This is a genomic window from Virgibacillus alimentarius, assembly GCF_000709085.1.
Taxonomy (GTDB): domain Bacteria; phylum Bacillota; class Bacilli; order Bacillales; family Amphibacillaceae; genus Virgibacillus_B; species Virgibacillus_B alimentarius.
Genome location: NZ_JFBD01000017.1, coordinates 1 through 23,972, shown reverse-complemented (window position 1 = coordinate 23,972; position 23,972 = coordinate 1). Strand labels below are relative to the sequence as shown.

The following is a 23,972-nucleotide window of genomic DNA, read 5'->3' as shown; positions in this document are numbered from 1 at the left end:
TAAAACCGGAGAAGTAAACTTATGTACAGCACATAAGTCTACATTCCGTTGTTTTAGCTTTCTTCAACTTCTAAGTTGAGTTTACTTGCAGATTGCGAATCTTCCTCTTCAAGTTCTCGCAAATCAATTTCTGCTTGGTCACCGGAAAGCATTTTTACATCCAGGCCAAGACTTTGTAATTCTTTAATCAATACTTTGAATGATTCTGGCACTCCAGGTTCTGATACATTATCGCCTTTCACAATAGATTCATACGTTTTAACTCTTCCAACAACATCATCGGATTTAACAGTTAATATTTCTTGCAGTGTATATGCTGCTCCATACGCTTCAAGTGCCCATACTTCCATTTCTCCAAAACGCTGTCCGCCAAATTGCGCTTTACCACCAAGCGGCTGTTGGGTAACAAGAGAATATGGACCAGTTGAACGTGCATGCAGCTTGTCATCAACCATATGTGAAAGTTTAATCATATACGATATTCCCACAGAAACCCGGTTGTCGAATGGCTCTCCTGTTCTTCCATCATAAAGAATAGTTTTAGCATCTCTAGGCATCCCCGCCTCATCAAGGGTATCCCAAACATCTTGCTCTGTCGCTCCATCAAATACTGGTGAAGCTACATGGAGCCCTAATTTCTTTGCAGCCATTCCCAAATGTAATTCAAAGACTTGCCCAATGTTCATACGTGACGGAACACCTAATGGGTTAAGCATAATATCGATTGGAGTGCCATCCGGTAAGAAAGGCATGTCTTCCTCAGGTAGAATTTTGGAAATTACCCCTTTATTTCCGTGACGACCTGCCATTTTATCCCCTTCTGAAATCTTACGCTTTTGGACAATGTAAGCACGAACTAATTGGTTAACCCCTGGAGGTAGCTCGTCGCCATCTTCGCGATTGAAAATCTTAACATCAAGTACAATCCCTCCTGCACCATGAGGCACGCGGAGTGAGGTATCTCGAACTTCACGCGCTTTTTCTCCAAAGATAGCATGCAATAATCTTTCTTCTGCTGAAAGTTCGGTTACACCCTTTGGCGTTACCTTACCTACAAGGATATCCCCATCAGTAACCTCTGCTCCCACACGTATAATGCCTTGTTCATCAAGGTTTTTCAGAGCGTCTTCACCGACATTCGGAATGTCTCTTGTTATTTCTTCTGGACCTAGTTTTGTATCTCGAGATTCCGATTCATACTCCTCTATATGAATAGATGTATAATCATCATCCTTCACAAGTCTTTCGCTCATAATGATCGCATCTTCATAGTTATACCCTTCCCAAGTCATAAAGCCAACAAGTACATTACGGCCTAATGCGAGCTCGCCGTTTTCCATGGATGGTCCATCAGCAAGAACTTCTCCTTTGGTGACTCGGTCCCCTTCGCTTACAATAGGACGCTGGTTGTAGCATGTACCTTGGTTTGAACGAATATATTTCTCTAAACGATAACGATCAAGGTCCCCTTTAACTTCTTTTCCGTCTACTTCAGCAACGCGGCGTACAAGAACCTCTTTTGCTTCTACACGTTCAACAACGCCATCGTTTCGGCAAATAATAGCAGCACCTGAGTCTTTACCAGATACATATTCCATTCCCGTACCAACGATAGGCGCTTCAGGTTCCATAAGCGGTACTGCTTGACGCTGCATGTTCGCACCCATTAACGCTCGGTTGGAGTCGTCATTTTCCAGGAACGGAATACACGCTGTTGCTGCAGAGACAACTTGCTTTGGAGACACGTCCATATAATCGATCTGATCACGAGGAACAATCGTGTTTTCCCCGCGAAAGCGAGCAATAACTTCTTCGTCTGAAAAACTTCCGTCTTCATCTAGTCTGGCGTTCGCCTGGGCAACAACGTAATTATCTTCCTCATCAGCGGTTAAATAATCGATTTGAGCTGTTACTTTACCCGTGCTTGGGTCAACACGTCGATAAGGCGTTTCAATAAAACCAAATTTATTTACCTTTGCATAACTGGACAAAGAGTTAATCAGACCGATGTTCGGACCCTCAGGAGTTTCAATCGGACACATACGACCATAGTGGGAATAGTGAACATCTCGTACTTCAAATCCTGCGCGTTCCCGCGTCAAACCTCCTGGTCCCAACGCAGATAATCGACGTTTATGTGTTAACTCAGCTAATGGATTTGTCTGATCCATAAATTGCGAAAGCTGGGAACTTCCAAAAAACTCTTTGATTGAAGCAATCACTGGACGAATATTTATTAGTTGTTGTGGTGTAATGCTCGATGTATCTTGAATTGACATACGCTCTCGTACAACACGTTCCATACGAGACAAACCAATCCTGAATTGATTTTGCAGCAATTCCCCTACAGAACGAAGTCGTCTATTTCCCAAATGATCAATATCATCTGTATTTCCAACATGATGTAGGAGATTAAAGAAATAACTAATCGAAGATAAAATATCTGCTGGAGTAATGTTTTTTATGTCTCGGTCAACACCTGCATTCCCTATTATCGTTAACTCTCTTTCTCCATCTGGATCGGTAGGGTCGATAATTTGAATGGATTGCAAACGAATTGGATCCTCAAGAAGCGCCTCTTGCGGTTCCAACATTCTTTCTCCAAGCCTATTTTCCTCATCTTCCAAATATGGAATAATTTTATCTAACAGTTTACGTTCTAATCTATCACCCTTTTGCGCCAGAACTTCTCCAGTTTCTTGATCAACGATAGGCTCAGCTAAAACTTGGTTGAAAAGGCGATTTTGGATATTAAGCTTTTTGTTCATTTTATAACGTCCTACATGAGCCAAATCATAGCGTTTCGCATCAAAAAATCGTGAAATTAATAAGCTTTTTGCGTTTTCAACCGTAGGAGGTTCACCGGGGCGCAAACGCTCATAAATCTCAAGAAGAGCCTTCTCTGTAGTTTCTGTATTATCCTTTTCTAATGTGTTTTTGAGATATTCATTATCCCCTAAAAGATCAATTATTTCTTGATCTGTACTGAAGCCTAACGCACGCAATAAGACTGTTATAGGTAATTTACGTGTGCGGTCTATTCGGACATGCACAACATCTTTTGCATCCGTCTCAAGCTCCAGCCATGCTCCTCTATTAGGTATAACGGTTGCTGTTAAGCCTCTTTTACCATTTTTATCTATCTTTTCATTATAATAGACACTTGGTGAACGGACGAGCTGTGATACAATTACACGTTCCGCTCCATTAATAACAAAAGTTCCTGTTTCTGTCATTAACGGAAAGTCTCCCATAAAGACCTCTTGTTCCTTCACTTCTCCTGTTTCATTATTAATTAATCGCACTCTCACACGAAGTGGAGCATTATAGGTAACATCTCTGTCTTTTGATTCTTCTACAGGATATTTAGGTTCCCCCAAACTGTAATCAATGAATTCCAGAGATAAATTCCCTGTGAAATCCTCAATTGGAGAAATGTCTTTAAACATTTCCTTCAAACCTTCTTCTAAAAACCAGTTATAAGAAGCAGTTTGAATTTCGATTAAATTTGGTAAATCTAAAACCTCACTGATACGCGCGTAGCTTCTGCGCTGGCGGTGGCGCCCATACTGAACTAGTTGGCCTGTCAACAGCTTCACCCCTCAAATCACATTTTTCAGAACCAATCAACATACAACTACTTGTTTATGAAAAAATGATTGATTGTTATATTAATGCTAAAAACATTTAGTCTTTAGCTTTATCCTTCTGTTTCACATGACGAAATAGGCAGATCATAACTACCTATAGCAAAGAATTTCCAAGTAACTATCACTTAAAATGCAAGCCATCATTCTTCTTATACTTTTATAGAAAAATAATCTAGTGTAACACAAATGCCGTTATTATCATTTTTTCCTTTTTTATCTGACAAAAAAACGAAAAGAAACACGGTTATTCACTTGTGCTATTTTAAATTATAGGTTATTATTTTTAATAGAAAAATAAATTTAAATGATTATATTCACTCCGCAATATAATGAAGAGGTATATCATCCAAGATATAAAGTATAAGAAGAAAGAGGACTTATCTCTTATCTCAAACACAATTCCCCTGACATTCTATTCAGTGTTTCCTATTAAAAACATTTTATACAATCTTCAACATAAAATTCTCTTGACAAAGAAAACCCTTTGTTGGCATTTTACTATGCTACCATATAGTGATAGATAGGTCAACTATTTGATGATCGTAATATAAAATACCCTTTTTTACGAGCAACAACTTCCACATTTCCAAATATCTCTTCCATCTTATCCATCGCAGAGGGCGCCCCTTGCTTTTTTTGAATCACTACCCATAAGTCACCATTTTTGCACAGAGCGCACTTACTGTCTTCAAACATTTTATGAACGATCTTCTTTCCTGCTCTAATTGGCGGATTTGTGATAACAGCACCAAAAGAGCGTTGCCTTAAATTAGTGAAACGATCACTTTGAACAAACTCTGCATTACTAATGTTATTTTGATTAGCATTCTGCACAGCCAGCATGATCGCTCTTTCATTAACATCGCTCATTACAACATTCCTATTTCTATTGTTATCAGCTAAAACAATCCCTATTGGTCCATAACCGCAACCAAGGTCCAAAAAATCACCTTCGATCGCCGGCGGCTTGAACTGTTCTATCAGCAACCTCGTGCCGAAATCTACTTCGTTTTTAGAAAATACACCAACGTCACTGGTGAATGTATATTCCTTTTCCTTTAATTGATAAGTCCATGTTTTGGGCGAGCTTTTAGATTGGGGTTTATGTGAAAAGTAATGCTCAGACATTAGGGCACCTACTTTGATCGTATTGTGTAAACGGGATTTATAGATGTGTTTTAAGATAATAAAATTAAGTTGCCATTGATATGTAGAGCTCGCCGTATAACGACGAGCTCCTTATTAATATATTTGCGTAAAAGGCTGTTTCCTGTATAATTAACCTTCTAAATTTTCACTTATGAAATTACTTAACTTCTACAGTTGCGCCAACTTCTTCAAGTTTACCTTTGATTTCTTCAGCTTCTTCTTTTGACGCGCCTTCTTTAACAGCTTTTGGTGCATTATCTACTAATTCTTTTGCATCTTTAAGGCCAAGGCTAGTAATTTCACGAACAGCTTTAACCACCTTGATTTTTGAAGATCCAGCATCTTCAAGTACTACATCAAATTCTGTTTTTTCTTCAGCAGCTTCTCCGCCGCCTGCTCCGCCTGCTACCGCAACTGGTGCAGCCGCTGTTACACCAAATTCTTCCTCAATTGCTTTTACTAGATCATTTAAATCTAAAACTGACATTTCTTTTATCGCATCAATGATTTGTTCTTTAGTCATGATATTTTTCCTCCATTTTTAATAATATTTTAACTCGCAATTATGCGCCTTCTTCTTCCTTTTGTTCTGCAACAGCTTTTGCAGCATATGCAAAGTTTCGTACAGGTGCTTGAAGCACGCTAAGCAACATAGAAACCATGCCTTCGTAATTTGGTAAGTCTGCAAGCTCTTTAATTTGTTCAAGAGACGCTACATTTCCTTCGATAACGCCACCTTTGATTTCTAATGCTTCATGCTCTTTAGCAAAATCATTAATGATTCTAGCGGGTGCTATTACATCGTCATTACTGAAAGCTATTGCAGTCGGACCAACTAGCAAATCATTTAATTCTTCTAATTCCGCATCCGTAGCAGCACGTCGTGTCATTGTGTTTTTATAAACCTTATAATCTACGCCAGCTTCACGGAGTTCTTTTCGTAATTCTGTTACTTCAGCTACATCAAGTCCTCGATAGTCCACTAACAGAGTACTTTGACTCGCTTTAAATTTATCCGAAATTTCTTGAACTAACTGTTTCTTTTTTTCAATAACATTAGACATTATTCCACCTCCTAAGACATTCATTACATCGTTTACCCGCACTAGACATAGGCTCTATTATTAACAAAGCCTCCATGTAGACATGGAGGCTTTTTAACAAATAATAATCATAAGGATTGTTTATCTGTCTTTAATACCTCGGCAGGAAATTAAGCGTTCACTTCGCACCTGCTGTCTACGGTTCAACGTATTCTTTTATAACGCATTTTAGTATAACTAATCGGCAATGAAAAGTCAACAATTACTTTGTGAATTCAGAAGAATCCACTTTGATACCAGGGCCCATTGTTGAAGTAACAGACACATTGCGCACATAATTTCCTTTTGCTGTTTGTGGTTTCACTCTTACAATGGTCTCCATAATAGCAACGAAGTTTTCTGCCAACTTCTCATTGTCAAATGAAATTTTTCCAATAGGAACATGAATGTTTGAGGACTTATCAACGCGGTATTCAACTTTACCTGCTTTGATTTCCTTAACTGCTTTTTCAATTTCAAAAGTTACTGTTCCTGTTTTCGGGTTTGGCATAAGACCTTTTGGTCCAAGCACACGACCAAGCTTACCTACTTCAGCCATCATGTCCGGAGTAGCTACAACCACATCAAAATCAAACCATCCTTGGTTTATTTTGTTGATTAGGTCTTGATCTCCAACATAGTCTGCACCAGCAGCTTCCGCTTCTTGTACTTTATCACCTTTCGCAAATACTAGCACACGCTGTGTTTTCCCTGTACCGTGCGGCAATACCATTGCCCCGCGAATTTGCTGATCTGCCTTCTTAGGATCCACTCCTAAGCGGAAAGCAACTTCAACAGTTTCATCAAAGTTTGCTTTAGCAGTTTCTTTTAATATACGAACAGCTTCTTTTATGTCATAAGCTTTTGATCGATCAATAAGCTTTGTAGCTTCTTGATATTTCTTACCTCTTTTAGCCATTTTGTTTCCTCCTTTATTGTGGTTATAACGGTAGTACCTCCCACTTAAAAGCACAAAGACTTTTATAAAGTACACAGATGATAGGCGAAAGTCTTTACACCTTCATCTCATCCATTTATTCATGAAAAAGGTTGCGAGGAGCAAAATCGATTCGCAACCAGTACCGTATTTTGTTTTAGAATTAATCTTCAATTGAAATGCCCATACTGCGAGCAGTTCCTTCAACCATACGCATTGCTGCTTCTACATCTGCAGCATTCAAGTCTTGCATTTTCGTTTCCGCGATTTCTTTTACTTTATCGCGCTTTACAGTTGCAACTTTATTACGGTTAGGTTCACCTGATGCAGTATCAATTCCTGCTGCTTTTTTCAATAGTACAGCAGCCGGTGGAGTTTTTGTCACAAACGTAAATGAACGATCTTCAAACACCGTAATTTCAACCGGAATGATCATCCCAGCTTGCTCTTGCGTACGTGCATTAAACTCTTTACAAAATCCCATGATATTAACACCTGCTTGACCTAATGCCGGTCCAACTGGCGGTGCCGGATTCGCTTTCCCTGCAGGAATTTGCAATTTTACTAACTTGATTACTTTTTTAGCCACGAGACACACCTCCTTAAAGTCCGTGATGTGGTAATAGGGTTCTTACCGTTCCCTCCCACTCATAATTAAACAGCTCTATTAAATACCGAGCATGAATAACAAAAAAATTTTAGCATAAATTATCATATAATGCAAGATCATTTTATAATCATTCGATATAATCATTCGATTTTATCACATTATATTTCTATTTTTATAGTTTTTCAACCTGCGAAAAGTCTAATTCCACCGGTGTTTCTCTTCCAAACATGTTAACATGAACTCTCAGTTTCTGCTTATCCATATCAATATGTTCGATTGTTCCTGTGAATTCCGAAAATGGACCGTCTGTCACACGAACATTTTCTTTTACCTCAAAGTCAACCTGAACAACTGGATCGCTCATGCCCATCTTTTTCAGCAATGTATCTACTTCTTCTGGTAATAGTGGTGTTGGTTTTGCTCCTTGTCCGCTCGAACCTACAAATCCGGTCACCCCCGGCGTATTTCTTACAACATACCAAGAATCGTCTGTCATAATCATTTCCGCCAACACATAGCCCGGGAAGAACTTTTTCTTAGAGACTTTCTTTTTACCATTTTTTATTTCTGTTTCTTCTTCCTCCGGGACAATAACACGAAAGATTTTGTCTTCCATTCCCATTGACTCTACACGTTTTTCGAGATTCGTCCTCACTTTGTTTTCATACCCAGAGTATGTATGAATAACATACCAGTTTTTTTCCATACGATCAGGACAATGTGATTTGTCCCTTCCCTCCCTTATTAAGGCTATTTGCTCTCTATTCTCATTTGTGATTAACATTGCATAAAGTCATCATGCTTTCACATCATTTTAAGCAATATTAAAAAACCCGTTAATCCGGGTTTTGTCAGAAATTATATTCGGCTATATTCATTATAGCATATAATTCAACTATTTATTCAAAAAAAGCATTTAAAAGTTGTGTAATCCCAAGATCAATTAATGCGAAAAATACTGCTACAAATGCTACTGTTGAAATAACAGTTATCGTGTAACTTGTTAATTCACGACCATTAGGCCAGCTTACCTTCTTCATTTCCCGAGATACGTTCTTAAAAAATTGAAAAAGCTTCACACTCGTACCCCCTTAGCATTCGCTATTTCGTCTCACGATGCAATGTATGTTTTCCACAGTTCTTGCAAAATTTCTGTGCTTCCAGTCGTTTAGGGTGTGTGGATACATTTTTATTCGTTGTGTAATTTCTACTTGCACACTCTGAACACGCTAATGCTATTTTCTTATTCATCGTTCCACCCCGCCTGTGGGTTTTTGCTCATATAAATGTAGCATGGTTATAAATCTATGTCAATGTTTAAGGTTATCAGGGCTGCTTTGAAAGTATCTTTACAAAGGTAGCTCGTTTGCGCCTACCAATTTTTCCAATTTACGTTTTACCCGCTGCAATGCATTATCAATCGACTTTTCGTGACGTTTTAATTCAACAGAAATTTCCTGGTAGGAACATCCGTCTAAATATAGTTGGAGTACCTTTTTTTCTAAACCGCTTAATAATTCCGATAATTTTAATTCCATATTAAAAAATTTTTCGCGGTTTACAATCAATTCTTGCGGATCTATCGCTTTTGATCCGGCAATAACATCTAATAGGGTCCGGTCTGTTTCTTCATCGTAAATTGGTTTATCAAGCGATACATAAGAATTAAGCGGAATATGCTTTTGCCTTGTCGCTGTTTTAATTGCTGTAATAATTTGACGAGTGATACATAATTCTGCAAACGCTTTAAATGAAGCTAGCTTGTCCCCATCGTAATCTCGAATGGCCTTATATAGACCGATCATTCCTTCCTGAATAATATCCTCTTTATCTGCCCCTATTAAAAAATAAGTTCTCGCCTTCGCTCTGACAAAGTTTTTATATTTAGTTATTAAAAAATCCAAAGCATAGCTATTTCCTTGATGAATCAACGTTAAAATTTCATCATCAACGAGCGTATGTAAACGTTTATTATCTTTCTTCGTTATTTGCTTGACCTTCACTAATGATGACCCCCCGCCACATTGCAAGTCAATAAAAACAGCTAGCTAGATTAATAGATTCAAGTGAGAACATTATACAATATGTACCTTAAGAACTCAATGCAGGAAAAAGCGAAGAACACTTTGAAAACCCGTCTATATATGTCCTCTTCGCCATTTTTCGAATTTTTCCATAACATCCTGGTCTAAATGTATCTTAGACTGCGGCTGCATTGTTTTATGTTGTTCTATCTTCTCCTTAATTTCTTTGTCAATACTTTTAAGCTCAATAGAAAGTTCTCTTGCAGACTTACGAAGTGCACCTTGCCCAAAAATAGTCCGTTGTTCCGCATAATCGGATGTAGCTACATATACTTTGTTTTTTACATTCATTAAAGTCTTCACTAGCCTTTCAATACATTCATCCGCCGTTTCTTTTTCTTTTGTATATATTACCTCGACTTTATGAGTATTATATTTACTACTCATACCCGGAACATAATAAGCATCATATACAACAATTACACGTAACCCTGAATATGCTTTGTACTCGGCCATTAAATCAATTAAACGGTCACGCGCCTGCCCCATATCGTTTTCTTTTATTTTTTTTAATTCGTCCCATGCCCCAATAATATTATATCCGTCTACTACCAGTACATCCATTATCATTTTCTAATCGGATTCCTTTTGCGATATACTTCATAAAGCAGTAAACTGCATGCCACCGACGCGTTAAGGGATGAAACTTGTCCTTTCATAGGCAGGCTGACTGTCCAATCACATTTTTCCTTTACCAGTCGGCTTATTCCCTTTCCTTCATTTCCAATCACAAGAGCAATAGGGAGTCCTCCATCAAGTTCACGATAATCTTCTTCCCCTCTAGCATCTGTTCCAATCACCCATATGTTTTCTTGTTTCAGCTTTTCAATCGTATTTGCTATATTAGTGACTCGAACAACCGGGATGTGTTCTAAAGCCCCCACTGCTGTTTTAGCTACTGTTGCAGTCAATCCTACTGAACGCCTTTTCGGGATAATGACCCCATGAGCACCTGTTGCATCAGCGGTACGTAAGATAGACCCTAAATTGTGCGGATCTTCCAATTCATCCAAAATGATTAAAAATGGAGCTTCATTTTTTGATTTTGCCTTTTCAAACAAGTCCTCTAGTTCCGCGTACTGATAAGGAGCTACATAGGCAATCACTCCTTGGTGATTACCGCTTACTAACTGATCCAATTTTTTCTTTGGAGTTTGTTGTACGATCGTATCTGATTCTTTAGCCAGCCGTCTTAACTTTCCCTGCATACCTTTGTTTAACTGCTCAGAAATCAGAACTTTATTGATAGACCGCCGGGAATTTAATGCCTCTATTACTGGATTTTTTCCAATTATGATTTCACTATCCACCTTCATCACCCCTTTCGATAAATTCTACAGCATCCGATAATAATTCCGTTAGCCTTTCTCTATTGTTTAAAAGATAATGATAACCAAGCAATGCTTCAAATGCCGTGCTGTACCTGTAAGTTTGCACACTCATATTCTTAGGAATCGAGCCGGATTTGGCATTTCTGCCTCGCGCAACAACCCGACTCTCTTCTTCAGATAAATAATCAGCTTTTATCCAATATAAAATGATCGTTGCTTGCGCTTTTCCAGAAACGAATTCAATTGCTTTTTGGTGTAATTTATTTGGCTTTACTTGACCCGTTTTTAGTAAATATTCTCTCACATGTAATTCATAAACGGCGTCACCCATATAAGCAAGTGCTAAACTTTTTGTTTGTTTCACATCTAAACCCATGTTCAGCCTCGCTTCCAACGAACACCTTGTGCTGTGTCTTCTAAAATAATGTTCTTTTCTTTTAGCGTATCCCGAATTTTATCCGCTCGTTCAAAATCTCGATTTTTTCTTGCTTCTGTTCTTTCTTGAATAAGGGATTCTATTTCTTCATCAAGCATTTCCTCTTCTTGCTTTATATCAATTCCAAGAACTCCTAAAATTGCTAAAATAGTATCTTGAAAAGCTTGAATAACCTTTGTTGATGTTTGCTTAGATTCTAAATAACGATTCGCTTCTTTAGTTAATTCAAACAGTACGGATATAGCATTTGCAGTATTAAAATCATCATCCATTTCTGCCTTAAATTGGTCAGCTAAGCTTTTTACTTTTTCCAACCATTGATCTGCCTCTTCATCCAGATTTAAACTCGATTTTTTCCGATGCTCTAGATTAGAATAAGCTGTTTTTATTCTCTCTAAGCTGTGTTTAGCACTTTCAAGCAGTTCTTCTGTAAAATTTATTGGATTACGATAATGTACACTTAACATGAAAAATCGGATAACCTGAGGGTCATGCTGTTCGATTAATTCCCGGGTCAACACAAAGTTGCCAAGTGATTTAGACATTTTTTCATTATCAATATTAATATATCCATTATGCAGCCAATAATTAGCAAATGTTTTTTCATTTCCAGCCTCAGATTGTGCAATCTCATTTTCGTGATGCGGAAAGGCTAAGTCCTGACCACCTGCGTGAATATCAATGGTTTCTCCAAGATATCTTTTAGCCATCGCTGAACATTCAATATGCCAGCCCGGACGTCCTCTACCCCAAGGGGAGTCCCAGGCAATCTCTCCTTCTTTCGCATGCTTCCACAATGCAAAATCCAGCGGATCCTGCTTCTGTTCCCCCACTTTTATACGTGCACCCGACCTTAGGTCATCAATAGATTGATGTGATAATTTTCCATATCCATTAAATGCTCTTGGCTTAAAGTAAACATCCCCATTTACAGCGTAAGCAAAATCTTTTTCGATTAAGGTTTCAATAAATGCTATTATATCGTCCATCGTTTCTGTTACCCGCGGATTATGTGTTGCCTTTTTAACCCCTAATGCTTCCACATCGCTTAAATATGCTTCGATAAAGCGATTCGCAACATCAGGAACTTCCTCACCTAGTTCCTTTGCTGCATTAATAATTTTGTCGTCAACATCCGTGAAATTTAATACATAATTCACATGATAGCCTCTATATTCAAAATAACGCCGAACCATATCAAAAACAATTGCAGGCCTTGCATTTCCAATATGAATATAATTATATACGGTAGGGCCGCATACATACATGCTTACTTTCCCTTCTTCTAAAGGTTTAAACGGCTCCTTTTCACGAGTTAATGTATTATATAGTGTGATCGTCATGCTCCTAATCCTCCTCTTTTAACTTCTTTATCTCTGCTCTTAATATATCAATTTCTTTTTGCAGCTTATCACAACGTTCAGATACAGGGTCTGGCAATTTGTGATGGTCTAAGTTTTTACGCACCTTTTCTCCATTCTGTACAACAACACGTCCCGGGATACCTACCACTGTGGAGTGGTCTGGCACATCACGCAAAACCACCGACCCACCACCAACCTTTGAACTTTCTCCAATCGTTATCGACCCAAGCACCTTGGCACCGGTGGCTATTAGCGCATTATCTTTTACAGTCGGGTGGCGCTTGCCTTTTTCTTTTCCAGTCCCTCCTAATGTCACTCCTTGATAGATTGTCACATTGTCGCCAATTTCACATGTCTCACCAATTACAACACCCATGCCATGATCGATAAAAAACCTTCTGCCTATTTTTGCCCCAGGATGAATTTCAATACCAGTAAAAAAGCGATTAAATTGTGATATAACTCTTGCAATGAAAAAGAAATTCCGTTTATATAATGCATGAGCAACACGGTGTGACCATATCGCATGCAGACCGGAGTATGTTAAGAATACCTCAAAATAGGTTCGGGCTGCTGGATCTTGTTCAAATACAACATTCATGTCTTCTTTCATTCGTTTGAAAATTCCCACAGAACAAACCCCTCTCCCTTTATTCGATAATTAATAATATAAAAAGCGTCTCTGTGTAATTATACTTTACACAGAGACGCTTACAGCGCGGTTCCACTCTGTTTGGTGATTATATGATCTCCCAACTTCTGCTCTGATAACGGTAGAGGCTCCGCCGCTATGTACTTTTTTCCATAACGGACTCTAAGGGGCATTTCAAAAGCATTGCTTAAAGTCACTTCCAGCCTTAGGTGACTCTCTCTGTGTAAGTCATTTGCTTTTTACTTATCCTTATCATCGTTCAAGTGAATGTCCATTTTTATCGTATAAATACTATATTACATTTACGCTCAGATGTGAATAATTAAGCTTCAATTTTTTTTTAAAACCTCATCAAGTCTTGTTAAAACGACTTCTTTGCCTAATAATTCAATTGCATGAGGTAATTCTGGACCATGGGTTTGTCCAGTTGTTGCAACACGAATCGGCATAAACAACTTCTTCCCTCTATGTTTTGTTTCTTTCTGTGTTGCTTTTATTTCAGCTTTAATTGATTCCTTACTAAACTCGTCAAGATGAATAAGTTTATCTGTGAAAACTTGCAATACCTCCGGAACTTGCTCTCCTTTTAAAACATCCATCGCTGCTTCATCATACGTAATCGATTGTTTGAAAAACAAATCAGTTAATTGAACGATTTCAGCACCATACCTCAATTGTTCCCGATATAAACCGATGACGTCTTCGGCCCATTTTCTTTGTGCATCATCCATCCTCTCAGGCAATTTGCCTGCTTTAATTAAATGGGGCATAGCTAAGCTAATAACCGTTTCAATATCTGCCACTTTAATATATGCGTTATTCATCCACTTTAATTTTTGCACATCAAATATCGCTGCGGATGTCGATAAACGTTTAGGATCAAATATACGAATAAGCGTATCTTGATCAAACAGTTCTTCCTCACCCTCCGGTGACCAACCAAGCAATGTAATAAAGTTAAACAACGCCTCTGGCATGTAACCTAAATCACGGTATTGCTCAATGAATTGCAGTATATGCTGATCTCGCTTACTTAACTTCTTACGCTCTTCATTTAAAATTAATGTCATATGACCAAATCGAGGTGCATCCCAGCCGAATGCTTCATAAATCATTAGTTGGCGCGGTGTATTAGAAATATGCTCCTCCCCGCGAAGAACATGGGTAATATCCATCAAATGATCGTCAATAGCTACAGCAAAATTATATGTCGGTATACCGTTTTTCTTGACGATAACCCAATCACCAAAATCACTGGAATCAAACGTAATATTTCCTCTGACGATATCATTAAATGTATAGGAATGATTAGCAGGAACCCGGATACGGATGGCAGGCTTTCGCCCCTCTTTTTCGAATGCTTTTATTTGCTCTTCCGTTAAGTTTCGATGTGCACCGGAATATTTAGGAACTTGTCCCTTTGCTCTTTGTGATTCTCTCTCTTCCTCTAATTCTTCTTCCGTCATATAACATTTATAAGCTAAACCACGTTCCAATAGATCATCAATATATTTTTGATATATTTCTAGTCGTTCCATTTGTCGATAAGGGCCGTAATTACCACCAATATCAGCGCCCTCATCCCACTCAATACCTAGCCATTTAAGAAACTGAAGCTGGCTTTCTTCACCACCCGCTACATTCCGTTTAGCATCTGTATCCTCGATCCTGATAATGAATTTCCCATCAAAATGTTTTGCATATAAATAGTTGAATAATGCTGTACGGGCGTTACCTATATGTAAATCACCAGTTGGACTTGGAGCATAACGCACACGGACTTCGTTTGCCATCGTTGTTCCCCTTTCTTTTCGTAAAAAAGTCTATCTACATAAGTTTAGTATACTTTGTTCAGAACAAAAAGCGATAACAAACTGTTATCACTTTTTCTTTAGTTATACCTCTTTTATTGTGCTTTTTCAAGTAATTTCGGTTTTGCAAATATCATTCGTCCTGCAGATGTTTGCAATACACTTGTAATTAACACTTCAATTGTTTTTCCGATGTAGTCTTTTCCCTCTTCTACAACTATCATTGTACCATCATCTAAATAAGCGATTCCTTGTTTTTGCTCTTTACCGTCCTTTATTACTTGAACAACTAATTCTTCGCCTGGCAGTACAACGGGTTTAACTGCATTTGCTAAATCATTAATATTTAAAACATGCACATTTTGGAGATCACAAACTTTGTTTAAATTATAATCATTTGTTACAAGTACACCACTAATAACTTTCGCCAATTTAATCAGCTTGCTATCTACTTCTGTTATGTCTTCGAAATCGCCTTCGTAAATTTCTACCGTTACCGGCAACTCTTTTTGAATACGGTTTAACACATCTAGGCCCCGACGTCCTCTATTTCGTTTTAATACATCTGAAGAATCAGCAATATGCTGCAGTTCACCTAAAACAAATTGCGGAATGACAATTGGACCTTCCAGAAAATTAGTTTGACAAATATCTGCAATACGTCCATCAATAATAACACTTGTATCTAGTATTTTAGCTTTTGGCTTACTTTGTTCAGCACTGTTACTTTCAGGAGCCCTCCTTTTGTCACGTTCCTTCCGATTAACGTTTAGTAAATTCACAAACTCTTCCCTACGCCGAAAACCAACTTGAAAGCCTAAATACGCAAGTAAAATAGTTAAAAATAACGGTATTACCTGTGACACAACTTTAATACTGAGATCTTGCAAAGGAATCGTAATAAAATAGGCAATAACTAGACCTAAAATTAATCCTAAACTTCCGAAAAAAAGGTCACCCACCGGCACTTTAATTAAACCATCTTCGATCCACCTTAGGAAACCTACAATGTAGTCTGCTAACCAGTAAGAAATGAGAAATAAAATAATAGCGCCTAAGATTGAGCTTAGATATGGCGATGTTATCCAATTTACCTCGGTAAAATTTAGTAACCTAATGATATCGGGCACATATAAATATCCGATGGTACCACCTATAATTACAAAAAATAAATGAACAATCTTTTTGAGCACCACTGTCACCTCCTAGTATTTTATTATTGCCTATTTATATTAAAAATAGTCCCATATTACCAATAAAAAAACTATCATTTCAAGTACATAATAGCACAGTCACTTAAGCCAGTCAATTTATCAAACTTAAAAGTATATCATTATATTACAGTCATGTCAAATATATGGTCTATTATTTTTGGTATATTCTGTATTTTTCAAATTAAAACCCTACTTATCTTGCCAACCCTACCTCTAATGCTTCTTGAACTGTATCTACACCTATGACTTGAATGTTCTTAGGCACCTCCCAACCATCTAAATTCTTTTTAGGACAGATAACCCGTTTAAATCCAAGTTTAGCTGCCTCCTGTACCCGTTGATCTATTCTGGATACACGCCGTATTTCTCCAGTTAGGCCAACTTCACCTATAAAAATATCCTCAGGCAATGTAGCTTGATTGCGGAAACTAGAAGCAATACTCACAGCAATAGCTAAGTCAATCGCTGGTTCATCCAATTTCACACCACCGGCTACTTTAATATATGCATCTTGGTTTTGCAGCATGAGACCTACACGTTTTTCCAAAACAGCCATCAGCAATGGAACTCGATTATTATCAATACCAGTAGCCATTCTACGCGGGTTGCCGAAGCTCGAAGGAGAAATTAACGCTTGGATTTCTACAAGCACAGGTCTTGTTCCTTCCATTGAAGCAACAACAGTCGATCCGGCAGCACCTTGTGAACGTTCTTCTAAAAATATTTCCGATGGATTCATGACTTCCCGCAATCCTTTTTCTTTCATTTCAAAAATACCCATTTCATGTGTGCTTCCAAATCTATTTTTCACCCCCCGTAATATGCGGTACATATGGTGCCTTTCACCTTCAAAATAAAGTACAGCATCCACCATGTGCTCAAGTAAACGAGGCCCTGCAATTGCTCCCTCTTTCGTAACATGCCCAACGATACAAATTGGGATGCCATTTGTTTTTGCTATCTTCATCAGTTGCCCTGTACATTCACGAACCTGTGATACACTTCCAGGTGCACTTGAAACTTCTTCTCTAAATATCGTTTGAATCGAATCAATGACAACAAAAGATGGCTTAATTTCTTCAATCTGGGTTGCAATGTCTACCATATTTGTTTCTGCTAATACGTATAGTAAGTCGGACGTGACACCAAGCCGATCTGCCCGAAGTTTTGTTTGTCTTGTGGATTCTTCCCCTGATATATATAATACAGGTAATTGTTTTTCTGCTAACTGAGAGGAAACTTGCAAAAGTAATGTTGATTTTCCAATACCAGGGTCTCCGCCAATTAACATGAGCGAACCAGGAACAATTCCACCACCAAGCACACGGTTAAATTCTTGCATCGATGTAGTTATGCGCGGTTCCTTTTCCGATTCAATGGCAGTAATTTTCTCAGGTTTACTTACAGTTTTTAATCCACTGCTTAATGTATGCCGATTATTGCTATGTGATGCCTCTACTTCCTCAACTAGTGTATTCCAGCTATTACATCCTGGACATTTTCCCAACCATTTGGCCGACTCATAGCCACATTCTTGGCACACAAATTTCATTTTACGTTTTGCCAATTAAAACAAATCCTTTCTCTCTTTATATTATAAACGATATGCAATGCTTGAAGGTTACAAGGACCTATCATTTAAATAAAATATTCCCTTAATTATGCCACAAAGATTTACTCGATCGATTGTATAAAGATAAATAAATCTAGCTTAAAAAAACTAGAAGGGGAAAACCTCCTTCTAGTTTTTACCTATTTTTATTATTAATTAAGAGAGTATCGTAAATTCTCCTTTATTACTTAAGCCGATCTTTACTTTTTCTCCTTGACGGATTGTCTCTTTTAACAGCTCTTCGGATAATAAATCTTCAACATTTTTTTGAATCGAACGGCGTAAAGGCCTTGCGCCATATTCCGGTTCAAAACCTTCATTCGCTATTTTTTCAATGGCTTTATCGGTTAATGTAAAATCAATTTCCTGTTCCTGTAATCTCTTTTGCAGTTGTTTCAGCATTAACGTTACAATTTCCTTCATATGCTTTCGCTCTAAAGAGTGGAAAACAATTGTTTCATCAATACGGTTCAAAAATTCAGGGCGAAATGCCTTCTTTAATTCATTAATAACTTTCGCTTTCATGTCGCTATATTCTTGACCTTCTTCCTCAACATTAAAGCCTACATATTTATTCCTTTGTAATTCACTTGCACCTACGTTAGAAGTCATAATAAGAACGGTATTGCGAAAGTCAACGATACGCCCTTTTGAATCTGTTAATCTCCCGTCTTCCAACACTTGTAATAAGATATTAAATACTTCAGGATGCGCTTTTTCCACCTCGTCAAGCAAAACAACGGAGTATGGCTTTCTGCGTACCTTCTCGGTAAGTTGACCTCCTTCTTCATATCCAACATAACCTGGAGGAGAACCAACCAGACGAGAAGTAGCGTGCTTTTCCATATACTCTGACATATCAATACGTATCATTGCATCTTCATCTGCAAACATTGCTTCTGCTAAAGCACGGGCTAGTTCTGTTTTTCCTACCCCAGTAGGTCCTAGGAATATAAATGAACCAATCGGACGCTTTGGATCTTTCAGACCCGCTCTTGCCCTTCTAATTGCTTTTGAAACAGCATTTACTGCTTCTTCTTGCCCAATTACTCGGTCATGCAAGATTTCTTCCATATTTAAAAGTCTGTCACTTTCATCCTTTGTTAATTTAGCAACTGGTACACCAGTCCATACAGAAACAACGCTAGCAATATCCTCCTCAGTAACTTCAGAGTCTTCTTGCCCTTGTTTCTCTTTCCATTTACCCTTTGTTTCATCCAATTCTTCACGAAGCCGTTGTTCTGAGTCCCTTAAGGAAGCTGCTTTTTCAAATTCTTGACTTTGAACTGCCGCATCTTTCTCTTTGCGCACTTCCTCGAGTTTATGTTCTAACTCTTTTAAATTTGGGGGAATCGTATAGGAACGAAGACGAACTTTTGATCCGGCCTCATCAATTAAATCGATTGCCTTATCCGGCAGAAAGCGTTCCGTGATATAACGATCAGATAAATTCGCAGCTGTATTAATCGCCTCATCTGTAATTGTTACACGGTGGTGTGCCTCATAACGATCACGTAAACCTTTTAAAATTTGTATGGTTTCTTCTAATGTTGGTTCATCCACTTGAATCGGCTGAAATCTCCGTTCTAATGCAGCATCTTTTTCGATATATTTGCGATACTCATCTAATGTTGTAGCACCTATACATTGTAACTCACCACGTGAGAGGGATGGTTTTAAAATATTCGATGCATCAATTGCTCCCTCAGCACCTCCTGCACCGATTAAAGTATGAAGCTCATCAATAAATAATATAATATTGCCGGCTTGGCGAATTTCCTCCATCACTTTTTTAAGACGGTCCTCGAATTCACCGCGATATTTTGTCCCTGCAACAACGGTTCCCATATCAAGTGTCATTACTCGTTTATCTCTTAATATTTCAGGGATTTCATTATGAACAATTTGCTGAGCCAACCCTTCTGCTACAGCAGTTTTCCCAACTCCAGGTTCACCAATTAAGACAGGGTTGTTTTTCGTACGTCGACTAAGTACTTGAATAACACGCTCTATTTCTTTATCACGTCCAATAACCGGATCAATATTTCCTTCCTTGGCACTAGCTGTTAAATCTTTTGCCAGTGAATCCAGTGTGGGTGTATTCGCATGTGATGATTGTCCACGACTTTGCCTACCCGCCTGTGACTCGTTACTTCCAAGCAGCTGCAACACTTGTTGTCTAGCCTTATTTAAACTAACACCTAGGTTATTTAAAACACGGGCTGCTACCCCTTCTCCTTCACGGATTAACCCTAATAAAATATGCTCTGTCCCCACATAGGAGTGACCTAGTTTTCTAGCTTCGTCTTGGGATAATTCTACAACCTTTTTTGCACGTGGAGTATAATGGATTGTTTGCATCGGCTGTTTCCCCATACCAATTAAATCCTCTACTCCTTCTTGAATTTTTTGGACTTCTAACCCTAAAGATTGCAGTGCTTTTGCAGCTATTCCATCCCCTTCTCGAACAAGCCCTAACAGAATATGTTCGGTACCAATATTGTTATGACCAAGACGAACTGCTTCCTCCTGTGATAACGCTAAAACCTTTTGTGCTCTTTCAGTAAAACGACCAAACATCATATCGCATTCCTCCTACTTTTTTTCTAATTGTAAACGTTCACGGATAAGTGACGCTCGTAGTACATCGCGTTCATTTGCTGTTAAGGCCTTTTTTGCATAATGTTGTAGGAAACCTGGCTGTGTAAGAACCATTAATTGATTAAGTATATTTCGCGATACATTTTTAATTAAACCTAAATCAATTCCTAAGCGTACATTTGATAGACAAGTTGCCGCTTCTTTTGATTCTATGATACGACTATATTCTAAAATACCATATGATCGATAAATTCTATCTTCTAAACTTTTATTTGACTGTTCGATAATTCGATTCCGAGCTTTGCGTTCATACTCTATTAATTGCTGTACAACACTTTGCAAATCTTCTACAATATCTTCTTCTGATTTTCCGAGCGTGATTTGATTCGAAATTTGAAAAATATTCCCTTGTGCTTCACTGCCTTCACCGTAAATTCCCCGTACCACATGTCCTAATTGATTAATTGCTGGTATCATACGGTTAAGTTGCTTTGTAACTGTTAAAGCTGGGAGGTGCATCATCACAGAAGCTCGCATTCCCGTACCAACGTTTGTTGGACAACTTGTTAAATAACCTTTCGTTTCATCAAAAGCATAGTCTACTTTTTCTTCTATCCAGTCATCTAAATCAAAGGCCTTTTTTAATGCCTTTGCTAATTGAAGCCCAGGAAAATAAAGTTGAATACGAATATGGTCTTCCTCATTGATCATTACAGAAACCTGTTCATTTTTCGAAATGAGAGCTGCAGCATTTTGGACTTTCTTTGCCAAATGCGGACTAATTAAGTGTTTTTCCACCAAAACCCATCTTTCAATTGGTGTTAAATCATTAATTAAGATAAATTCAAAGTCTTCATAGTTCTGAAATGTTTGATGTTCGTATGATTGTTGGAAAATATGGCAGATTTTTTCTAAACTATTCTCACCAGCAATAATTGGAAATGGAGTATCGGCACAATTACGCGCTAAACGAATCCGACTGCTTAAAACAATGTCATTATCCGGGCCACCTTCTTGCATCCAAGGACTGATTGCTTGCTTCATAAAATGCTCTAATGTCATGAGTCATCAACCTCTTCTGAATGATGAATTTGCCTTTCCAGTTCTTTTATTTTATCTCTTACAATTGCTGCTTCCTCGAAGGCTTCATTTTCAATGAGTTGCTGTATCTCTTGCTTGTGCTGCTCAATTTGTTTCTTCGTGTGCAAGTTGCCACCTTTACGCTTAGGAATTTTCCCGCTGTGCTTCGTATTGCCACTATGTACACGGCGAAAAATCGGATCAATATGTTTAGAAAAGGTATGATAACATTGTGCACAACCGAATTTTCCTGTCCGTTTAAAGCTCGAAAAATTCATTTTACATTCAGGACATTGTAATTCTGTTGTCTGCTGAAAAGTCTTATTATGGCTGCCTATTTGAGCAGCATCAAAATTAAATAAATCTGACAGTAAATCATGAAGGGAATAGCCTTCTTCCGGATAAGTCATATAGCCTTTTTCCTTTGCGCATACTTCACAAACATATACCTCTGTTTTATTTCCATTTACGGTTTGTGAAAAGTGGAGTGAAGCCGGACGCTTATGGCATTCTTGACATTCCATAAATCCTCCCCCTTACTTGTTTAAATATTTCAGTGTAGCAAGCATTGATGATAGGATACGGGCTCGCACCTCATCACGCAGTGGTAACTTAAAAGCTAATGTAGTTCTTTCAATTGCACTTAACATAATTTTTGCTTCCCGCTCTGTAATAATTTCTTCTTCCAGCAATCTTTCCAGCACATCCATTGATGCTTGCTGCGTTACTGTCGGATTAATCAATTTAATAATTTCATCAATCATATCGGACTTATCCTGATGCTTGATACGCATAATTCGAATATACCCTCCACCACCACGCTTACTTTCTACAATATACCCTTTTTCTAAAGTAAAACGCGTGTTTATTACATAATTAATCTGTGAGGGCACGCATTGAAATTGATCTGCCACTTCATTTCGCTTAATTTCAATGACATCTTGACCTTTTGATTGTAAAATTTTCTTTAAGTATTGCTCAATCACATCTGATATACTCATAAACCCTCCCCCTCTTATGAATTTAAACCCATTTAATAAAGTTTTTCATCATATTCGTTATTCTAAAAAACAAAATGAGAGAATTTAGCTCTACACCTGACTTTGACTATCTTTGACTTTAACTTTATTATACGAAAAAATATGTGAGATGCAAATACCCTGTCTATAATATGATAGACAAACTTATGTATATCAAAACCTTATTTTATGGGTTTATTAATAAAAGGGTACATGCTAAGAGCGCTCAGTAATGTTTTTGATATGTTCTATTTTTGAAATTTCCTCAAATAATTGAACCCTATTTAATTCATCATCTCGTTCAATTTTAATAAAGATATTTCTTAAATTATTTTCCACCTTAACAATTTCAACATTGTTTATAGATAAATTAAATCTTTCAAAGACGGAAATGATATGATTTACCTTTAAGCCTGGTAACGCCACAATTTCAATGAGATTATTCTTATGGGATTTAGTAAATATTTTTTCGAAATTATTTAGGAAAATTAAACTGAGTAAAATGACGGCTGTCGTAAACACTGCCGTAGCATACATGCCTGCACCGACAACTAATCCTAGTCCCGCTACGGCCCATATAGAAGCAGCAGTTGTTAAACCACGAATCGTTCCGCCATAAACAATAATAGTACCTGCACCTAGAAAGCCAATTCCACTTATAACATAAGATGGGATTCTAGAAGGATCAAATCGTAACACTACATCCTTATATTGATCAAGAACAGCTTCAAATCCGTATAGAGATAACAGCATCATTAAACATGAACCTATTCCTACTAAAATATGAGTGCGGAAACCTGCTGAATGATTTTTTAATTCACGCTCAAAGCCGATTAATCCTGAAAGCAATAGAGCAACAAGGATACGCATGATTATTATAAAAAAATGTTCACTAACTAATTGTTCTAAAAACACAGCCAATAGCTAACCCCCCTTGTTAATTAGCAGTATACTTTATTTTACAGCAAAATTCAGAAATTAAGTAGTAATAAAGTTACATATTAATTTGAACAACGATTATGTATATTTTAAAGCTTTGTGAATACATTATAGCAGTTTTCCAAAGGAAAACATTAAATAAACCATTTGATGTAATGATTGTAGAGAGAAAATTATATGAACTCAGATACAGAAATGTAATAGGAAATGCTGTATTCTTTTAAGATAGGAGTATGAATTACCAGCGTATAACAAGAGTTCCTTTTACATTTATTGGTTGAATTTAGAAGTGATTAGGTAGAATAAGTCATTTAGATACAAATAGATACTAAAAAAGCTAAAGCATGACGTATTTTGCATGCTTTAGCTTTTTGTTTTTTGCCTGGCGGCGTCCTACTCTC

General features: G+C 37.6%; 23 protein-coding genes and 2 other annotated features. All 23 genes read right to left on the bottom strand.

The features are described 5' to 3' along the window. Positions 1-53 precede the first annotated feature (53 nt). On the bottom strand, positions 54-3,590 hold the full coding sequence (rpoB, locus tag GZ63_RS0103515) for a DNA-directed RNA polymerase subunit beta (RefSeq protein ID WP_029266912.1): 3,537 nt from the start codon (positions 3,588-3,590) through the stop codon (positions 54-56). A gap of 585 nt (positions 3,591-4,175) precedes the next feature. Further along, entirely contained in the window at positions 4,176-4,778 is a 603-nt protein-coding gene (locus GZ63_RS0103510; RefSeq protein WP_029266911.1) for a class I SAM-dependent methyltransferase, read from the bottom strand. A gap of 178 nt (positions 4,779-4,956) precedes the next feature. Next, positions 4,957-5,322 (bottom strand): 50S ribosomal protein L7/L12, encoded by a 366-nt coding sequence (gene rplL / locus GZ63_RS0103505; protein ID WP_029266909.1) that lies wholly within the window; start codon positions 5,320-5,322, stop codon positions 4,957-4,959. Between the two features lie 40 nt (positions 5,323-5,362). After that, complete coding sequence (gene rplJ / locus GZ63_RS0103500; protein ID WP_029266906.1) at positions 5,363-5,863, bottom strand: 50S ribosomal protein L10; 501 nt, start codon at positions 5,861-5,863, stop codon at positions 5,363-5,365. Between the two features lie 53 nt (positions 5,864-5,916). Next, positions 5,917-6,062, bottom strand: a sequence feature (ribosomal protein L10 leader region). A 42-nt stretch (positions 6,063-6,104) separates the two neighbouring features. Continuing rightward, positions 6,105-6,800 (bottom strand): 50S ribosomal protein L1, encoded by a 696-nt coding sequence (gene rplA / locus GZ63_RS0103495; protein ID WP_029266905.1) that lies wholly within the window; start codon positions 6,798-6,800, stop codon positions 6,105-6,107. A 181-nt stretch (positions 6,801-6,981) separates the two neighbouring features. After that, positions 6,982-7,407, bottom strand: coding sequence for a 50S ribosomal protein L11 (gene rplK, locus GZ63_RS0103490; protein ID WP_029266903.1), 426 nt, complete (start codon positions 7,405-7,407; stop codon positions 6,982-6,984). A gap of 193 nt (positions 7,408-7,600) precedes the next feature. Further along, positions 7,601-8,134, bottom strand: coding sequence for a transcription termination/antitermination protein NusG (nusG, locus tag GZ63_RS0103485; protein ID WP_029266902.1), 534 nt, complete (start codon positions 8,132-8,134; stop codon positions 7,601-7,603). A gap of 193 nt (positions 8,135-8,327) precedes the next feature. Further along, on the bottom strand, positions 8,328-8,507 hold the full coding sequence (gene secE / locus GZ63_RS16330; RefSeq protein WP_029266900.1) for a preprotein translocase subunit SecE: 180 nt from the start codon (positions 8,505-8,507) through the stop codon (positions 8,328-8,330). Positions 8,508-8,529: 22 nt separating this feature from the next. Continuing rightward, positions 8,530-8,679 (bottom strand): 50S ribosomal protein L33, encoded by a 150-nt coding sequence (gene rpmG, locus GZ63_RS17290; protein WP_084178950.1) that lies wholly within the window; start codon positions 8,677-8,679, stop codon positions 8,530-8,532. 98 nt (positions 8,680-8,777) lie between these two features. Beyond that, entirely contained in the window at positions 8,778-9,431 is a 654-nt protein-coding gene (gene sigH / locus GZ63_RS0103475) for an RNA polymerase sporulation sigma factor SigH (protein WP_029266898.1), read from the bottom strand. A gap of 135 nt (positions 9,432-9,566) precedes the next feature. Further along, positions 9,567-10,076: an NYN domain-containing protein gene (locus GZ63_RS0103470; protein ID WP_029266897.1), complete on the bottom strand. Its 510-nt coding sequence runs from the start codon at positions 10,074-10,076 to the stop codon at positions 9,567-9,569. Positions 10,077-10,078: 2 nt separating this feature from the next. After that, on the bottom strand, positions 10,079-10,822 hold the full coding sequence (rlmB, locus tag GZ63_RS0103465) for a 23S rRNA (guanosine(2251)-2'-O)-methyltransferase RlmB (protein WP_029266895.1): 744 nt from the start codon (positions 10,820-10,822) through the stop codon (positions 10,079-10,081). Beyond that, on the bottom strand, positions 10,815-11,219 hold the full coding sequence (locus GZ63_RS0103460; protein ID WP_029266893.1) for a Mini-ribonuclease 3: 405 nt from the start codon (positions 11,217-11,219) through the stop codon (positions 10,815-10,817). The genes rlmB and GZ63_RS0103460 overlap by 8 nt, the downstream gene beginning before the upstream one ends. A gap of 2 nt (positions 11,220-11,221) precedes the next feature. After that, positions 11,222-12,622: a cysteine--tRNA ligase gene (gene cysS, locus GZ63_RS0103455; RefSeq protein WP_029266891.1), complete on the bottom strand. Its 1,401-nt coding sequence runs from the start codon at positions 12,620-12,622 to the stop codon at positions 11,222-11,224. Between the two features lie 4 nt (positions 12,623-12,626). Beyond that, the gene (gene cysE, locus GZ63_RS0103450) at positions 12,627-13,274 is read right to left on the bottom strand and encodes a serine O-acetyltransferase (RefSeq protein ID WP_029266888.1); all 648 of its coding nucleotides are present in this window, start codon (positions 13,272-13,274) and stop codon (positions 12,627-12,629) included. A 69-nt stretch (positions 13,275-13,343) separates the two neighbouring features. Beyond that, positions 13,344-13,560 (bottom strand) — a binding site (T-box leader). A gap of 64 nt (positions 13,561-13,624) precedes the next feature. Continuing rightward, positions 13,625-15,088 (bottom strand): glutamate--tRNA ligase, encoded by a 1,464-nt coding sequence (gltX, locus tag GZ63_RS0103445; RefSeq protein WP_029266886.1) that lies wholly within the window; start codon positions 15,086-15,088, stop codon positions 13,625-13,627. 113 nt (positions 15,089-15,201) lie between these two features. Continuing rightward, positions 15,202-16,299 (bottom strand): PIN/TRAM domain-containing protein, encoded by a 1,098-nt coding sequence (locus tag GZ63_RS0103440; protein WP_029266884.1) that lies wholly within the window; start codon positions 16,297-16,299, stop codon positions 15,202-15,204. Positions 16,300-16,513: 214 nt separating this feature from the next. After that, the gene (radA, locus tag GZ63_RS0103435) at positions 16,514-17,887 is read right to left on the bottom strand and encodes a DNA repair protein RadA (RefSeq protein WP_029266882.1); all 1,374 of its coding nucleotides are present in this window, start codon (positions 17,885-17,887) and stop codon (positions 16,514-16,516) included. 201 nt (positions 17,888-18,088) lie between these two features. Continuing rightward, positions 18,089-20,515 carry an ATP-dependent protease ATP-binding subunit ClpC gene (gene clpC / locus GZ63_RS0103430; RefSeq protein WP_029266880.1) on the bottom strand — a complete coding sequence of 809 codons (2,427 nt, stop codon included), beginning with the start codon at positions 20,513-20,515 and terminating at the stop codon, positions 18,089-18,091. A gap of 12 nt (positions 20,516-20,527) precedes the next feature. Beyond that, positions 20,528-21,595, bottom strand: coding sequence for a protein arginine kinase (locus GZ63_RS0103425; RefSeq protein ID WP_029266878.1), 1,068 nt, complete (start codon positions 21,593-21,595; stop codon positions 20,528-20,530). Beyond that, positions 21,592-22,137, bottom strand: coding sequence for a UvrB/UvrC motif-containing protein (locus GZ63_RS0103420; protein WP_029266876.1), 546 nt, complete (start codon positions 22,135-22,137; stop codon positions 21,592-21,594). The genes GZ63_RS0103425 and GZ63_RS0103420 overlap by 4 nt, the downstream gene beginning before the upstream one ends. Before the next feature lie 12 nt (positions 22,138-22,149). Beyond that, complete coding sequence (locus GZ63_RS0103415) at positions 22,150-22,614, bottom strand: CtsR family transcriptional regulator (RefSeq protein WP_029266874.1); 465 nt, start codon at positions 22,612-22,614, stop codon at positions 22,150-22,152. Positions 22,615-22,848: 234 nt separating this feature from the next. Then, the gene (locus GZ63_RS0103410; protein WP_029266872.1) at positions 22,849-23,553 is read right to left on the bottom strand and encodes an MgtC/SapB family protein; all 705 of its coding nucleotides are present in this window, start codon (positions 23,551-23,553) and stop codon (positions 22,849-22,851) included. Positions 23,554-23,972: the final 419 nt, after the last annotated feature.

Excerpts from the sequence above, each read along its gene's own strand:
- GZ63_RS0103510 (WP_029266911.1), bottom strand. The coding sequence starts at position 4,778 with ATGTCTGAGCATTACTTTTCACATAAACCCCAATCTAAAAGCTCGCCC.
- rplL (WP_029266909.1), bottom strand. The coding sequence starts at position 5,322 with ATGACTAAAGAACAAATCATTGATGCGATAAAAGAAATGTCAGTTTTA.
- rplJ (WP_029266906.1), bottom strand. The coding sequence starts at position 5,863 with ATGTCTAATGTTATTGAAAAAAAGAAACAGTTAGTTCAAGAAATTTCG.
- rplA (WP_029266905.1), bottom strand. The coding sequence starts at position 6,800 with ATGGCTAAAAGAGGTAAGAAATATCAAGAAGCTACAAAGCTTATTGAT.
- nusG (WP_029266902.1), bottom strand. The coding sequence starts at position 8,134 with ATGGAAAAAAACTGGTATGTTATTCATACATACTCTGGGTATGAAAAC.
- rpmG (WP_084178950.1), bottom strand. The coding sequence starts at position 8,679 with ATGAATAAGAAAATAGCATTAGCGTGTTCAGAGTGTGCAAGTAGAAAT.
- GZ63_RS0103470 (WP_029266897.1), bottom strand. The coding sequence starts at position 10,076 with ATGGATGTACTGGTAGTAGACGGATATAATATTATTGGGGCATGGGAC.
- GZ63_RS0103460 (WP_029266893.1), bottom strand. The coding sequence starts at position 11,219 with ATGGGTTTAGATGTGAAACAAACAAAAAGTTTAGCACTTGCTTATATG.
- cysS (WP_029266891.1), bottom strand. The coding sequence starts at position 12,622 with ATGACGATCACACTATATAATACATTAACTCGTGAAAAGGAGCCGTTT.
- gltX (WP_029266886.1), bottom strand. The coding sequence starts at position 15,088 with ATGGCAAACGAAGTCCGTGTGCGTTATGCTCCAAGTCCAACTGGTGAT.
- clpC (WP_029266880.1), bottom strand. The coding sequence starts at position 20,515 with ATGATGTTTGGTCGTTTTACTGAAAGAGCACAAAAGGTTTTAGCGTTA.
- GZ63_RS0103425 (WP_029266878.1), bottom strand. The coding sequence starts at position 21,595 with ATGACATTAGAGCATTTTATGAAGCAAGCAATCAGTCCTTGGATGCAA.
- GZ63_RS0103420 (WP_029266876.1), bottom strand. The coding sequence starts at position 22,137 with ATGGAATGTCAAGAATGCCATAAGCGTCCGGCTTCACTCCACTTTTCA.
- GZ63_RS0103415 (WP_029266874.1), bottom strand. The coding sequence starts at position 22,614 with ATGAGTATATCAGATGTGATTGAGCAATACTTAAAGAAAATTTTACAA.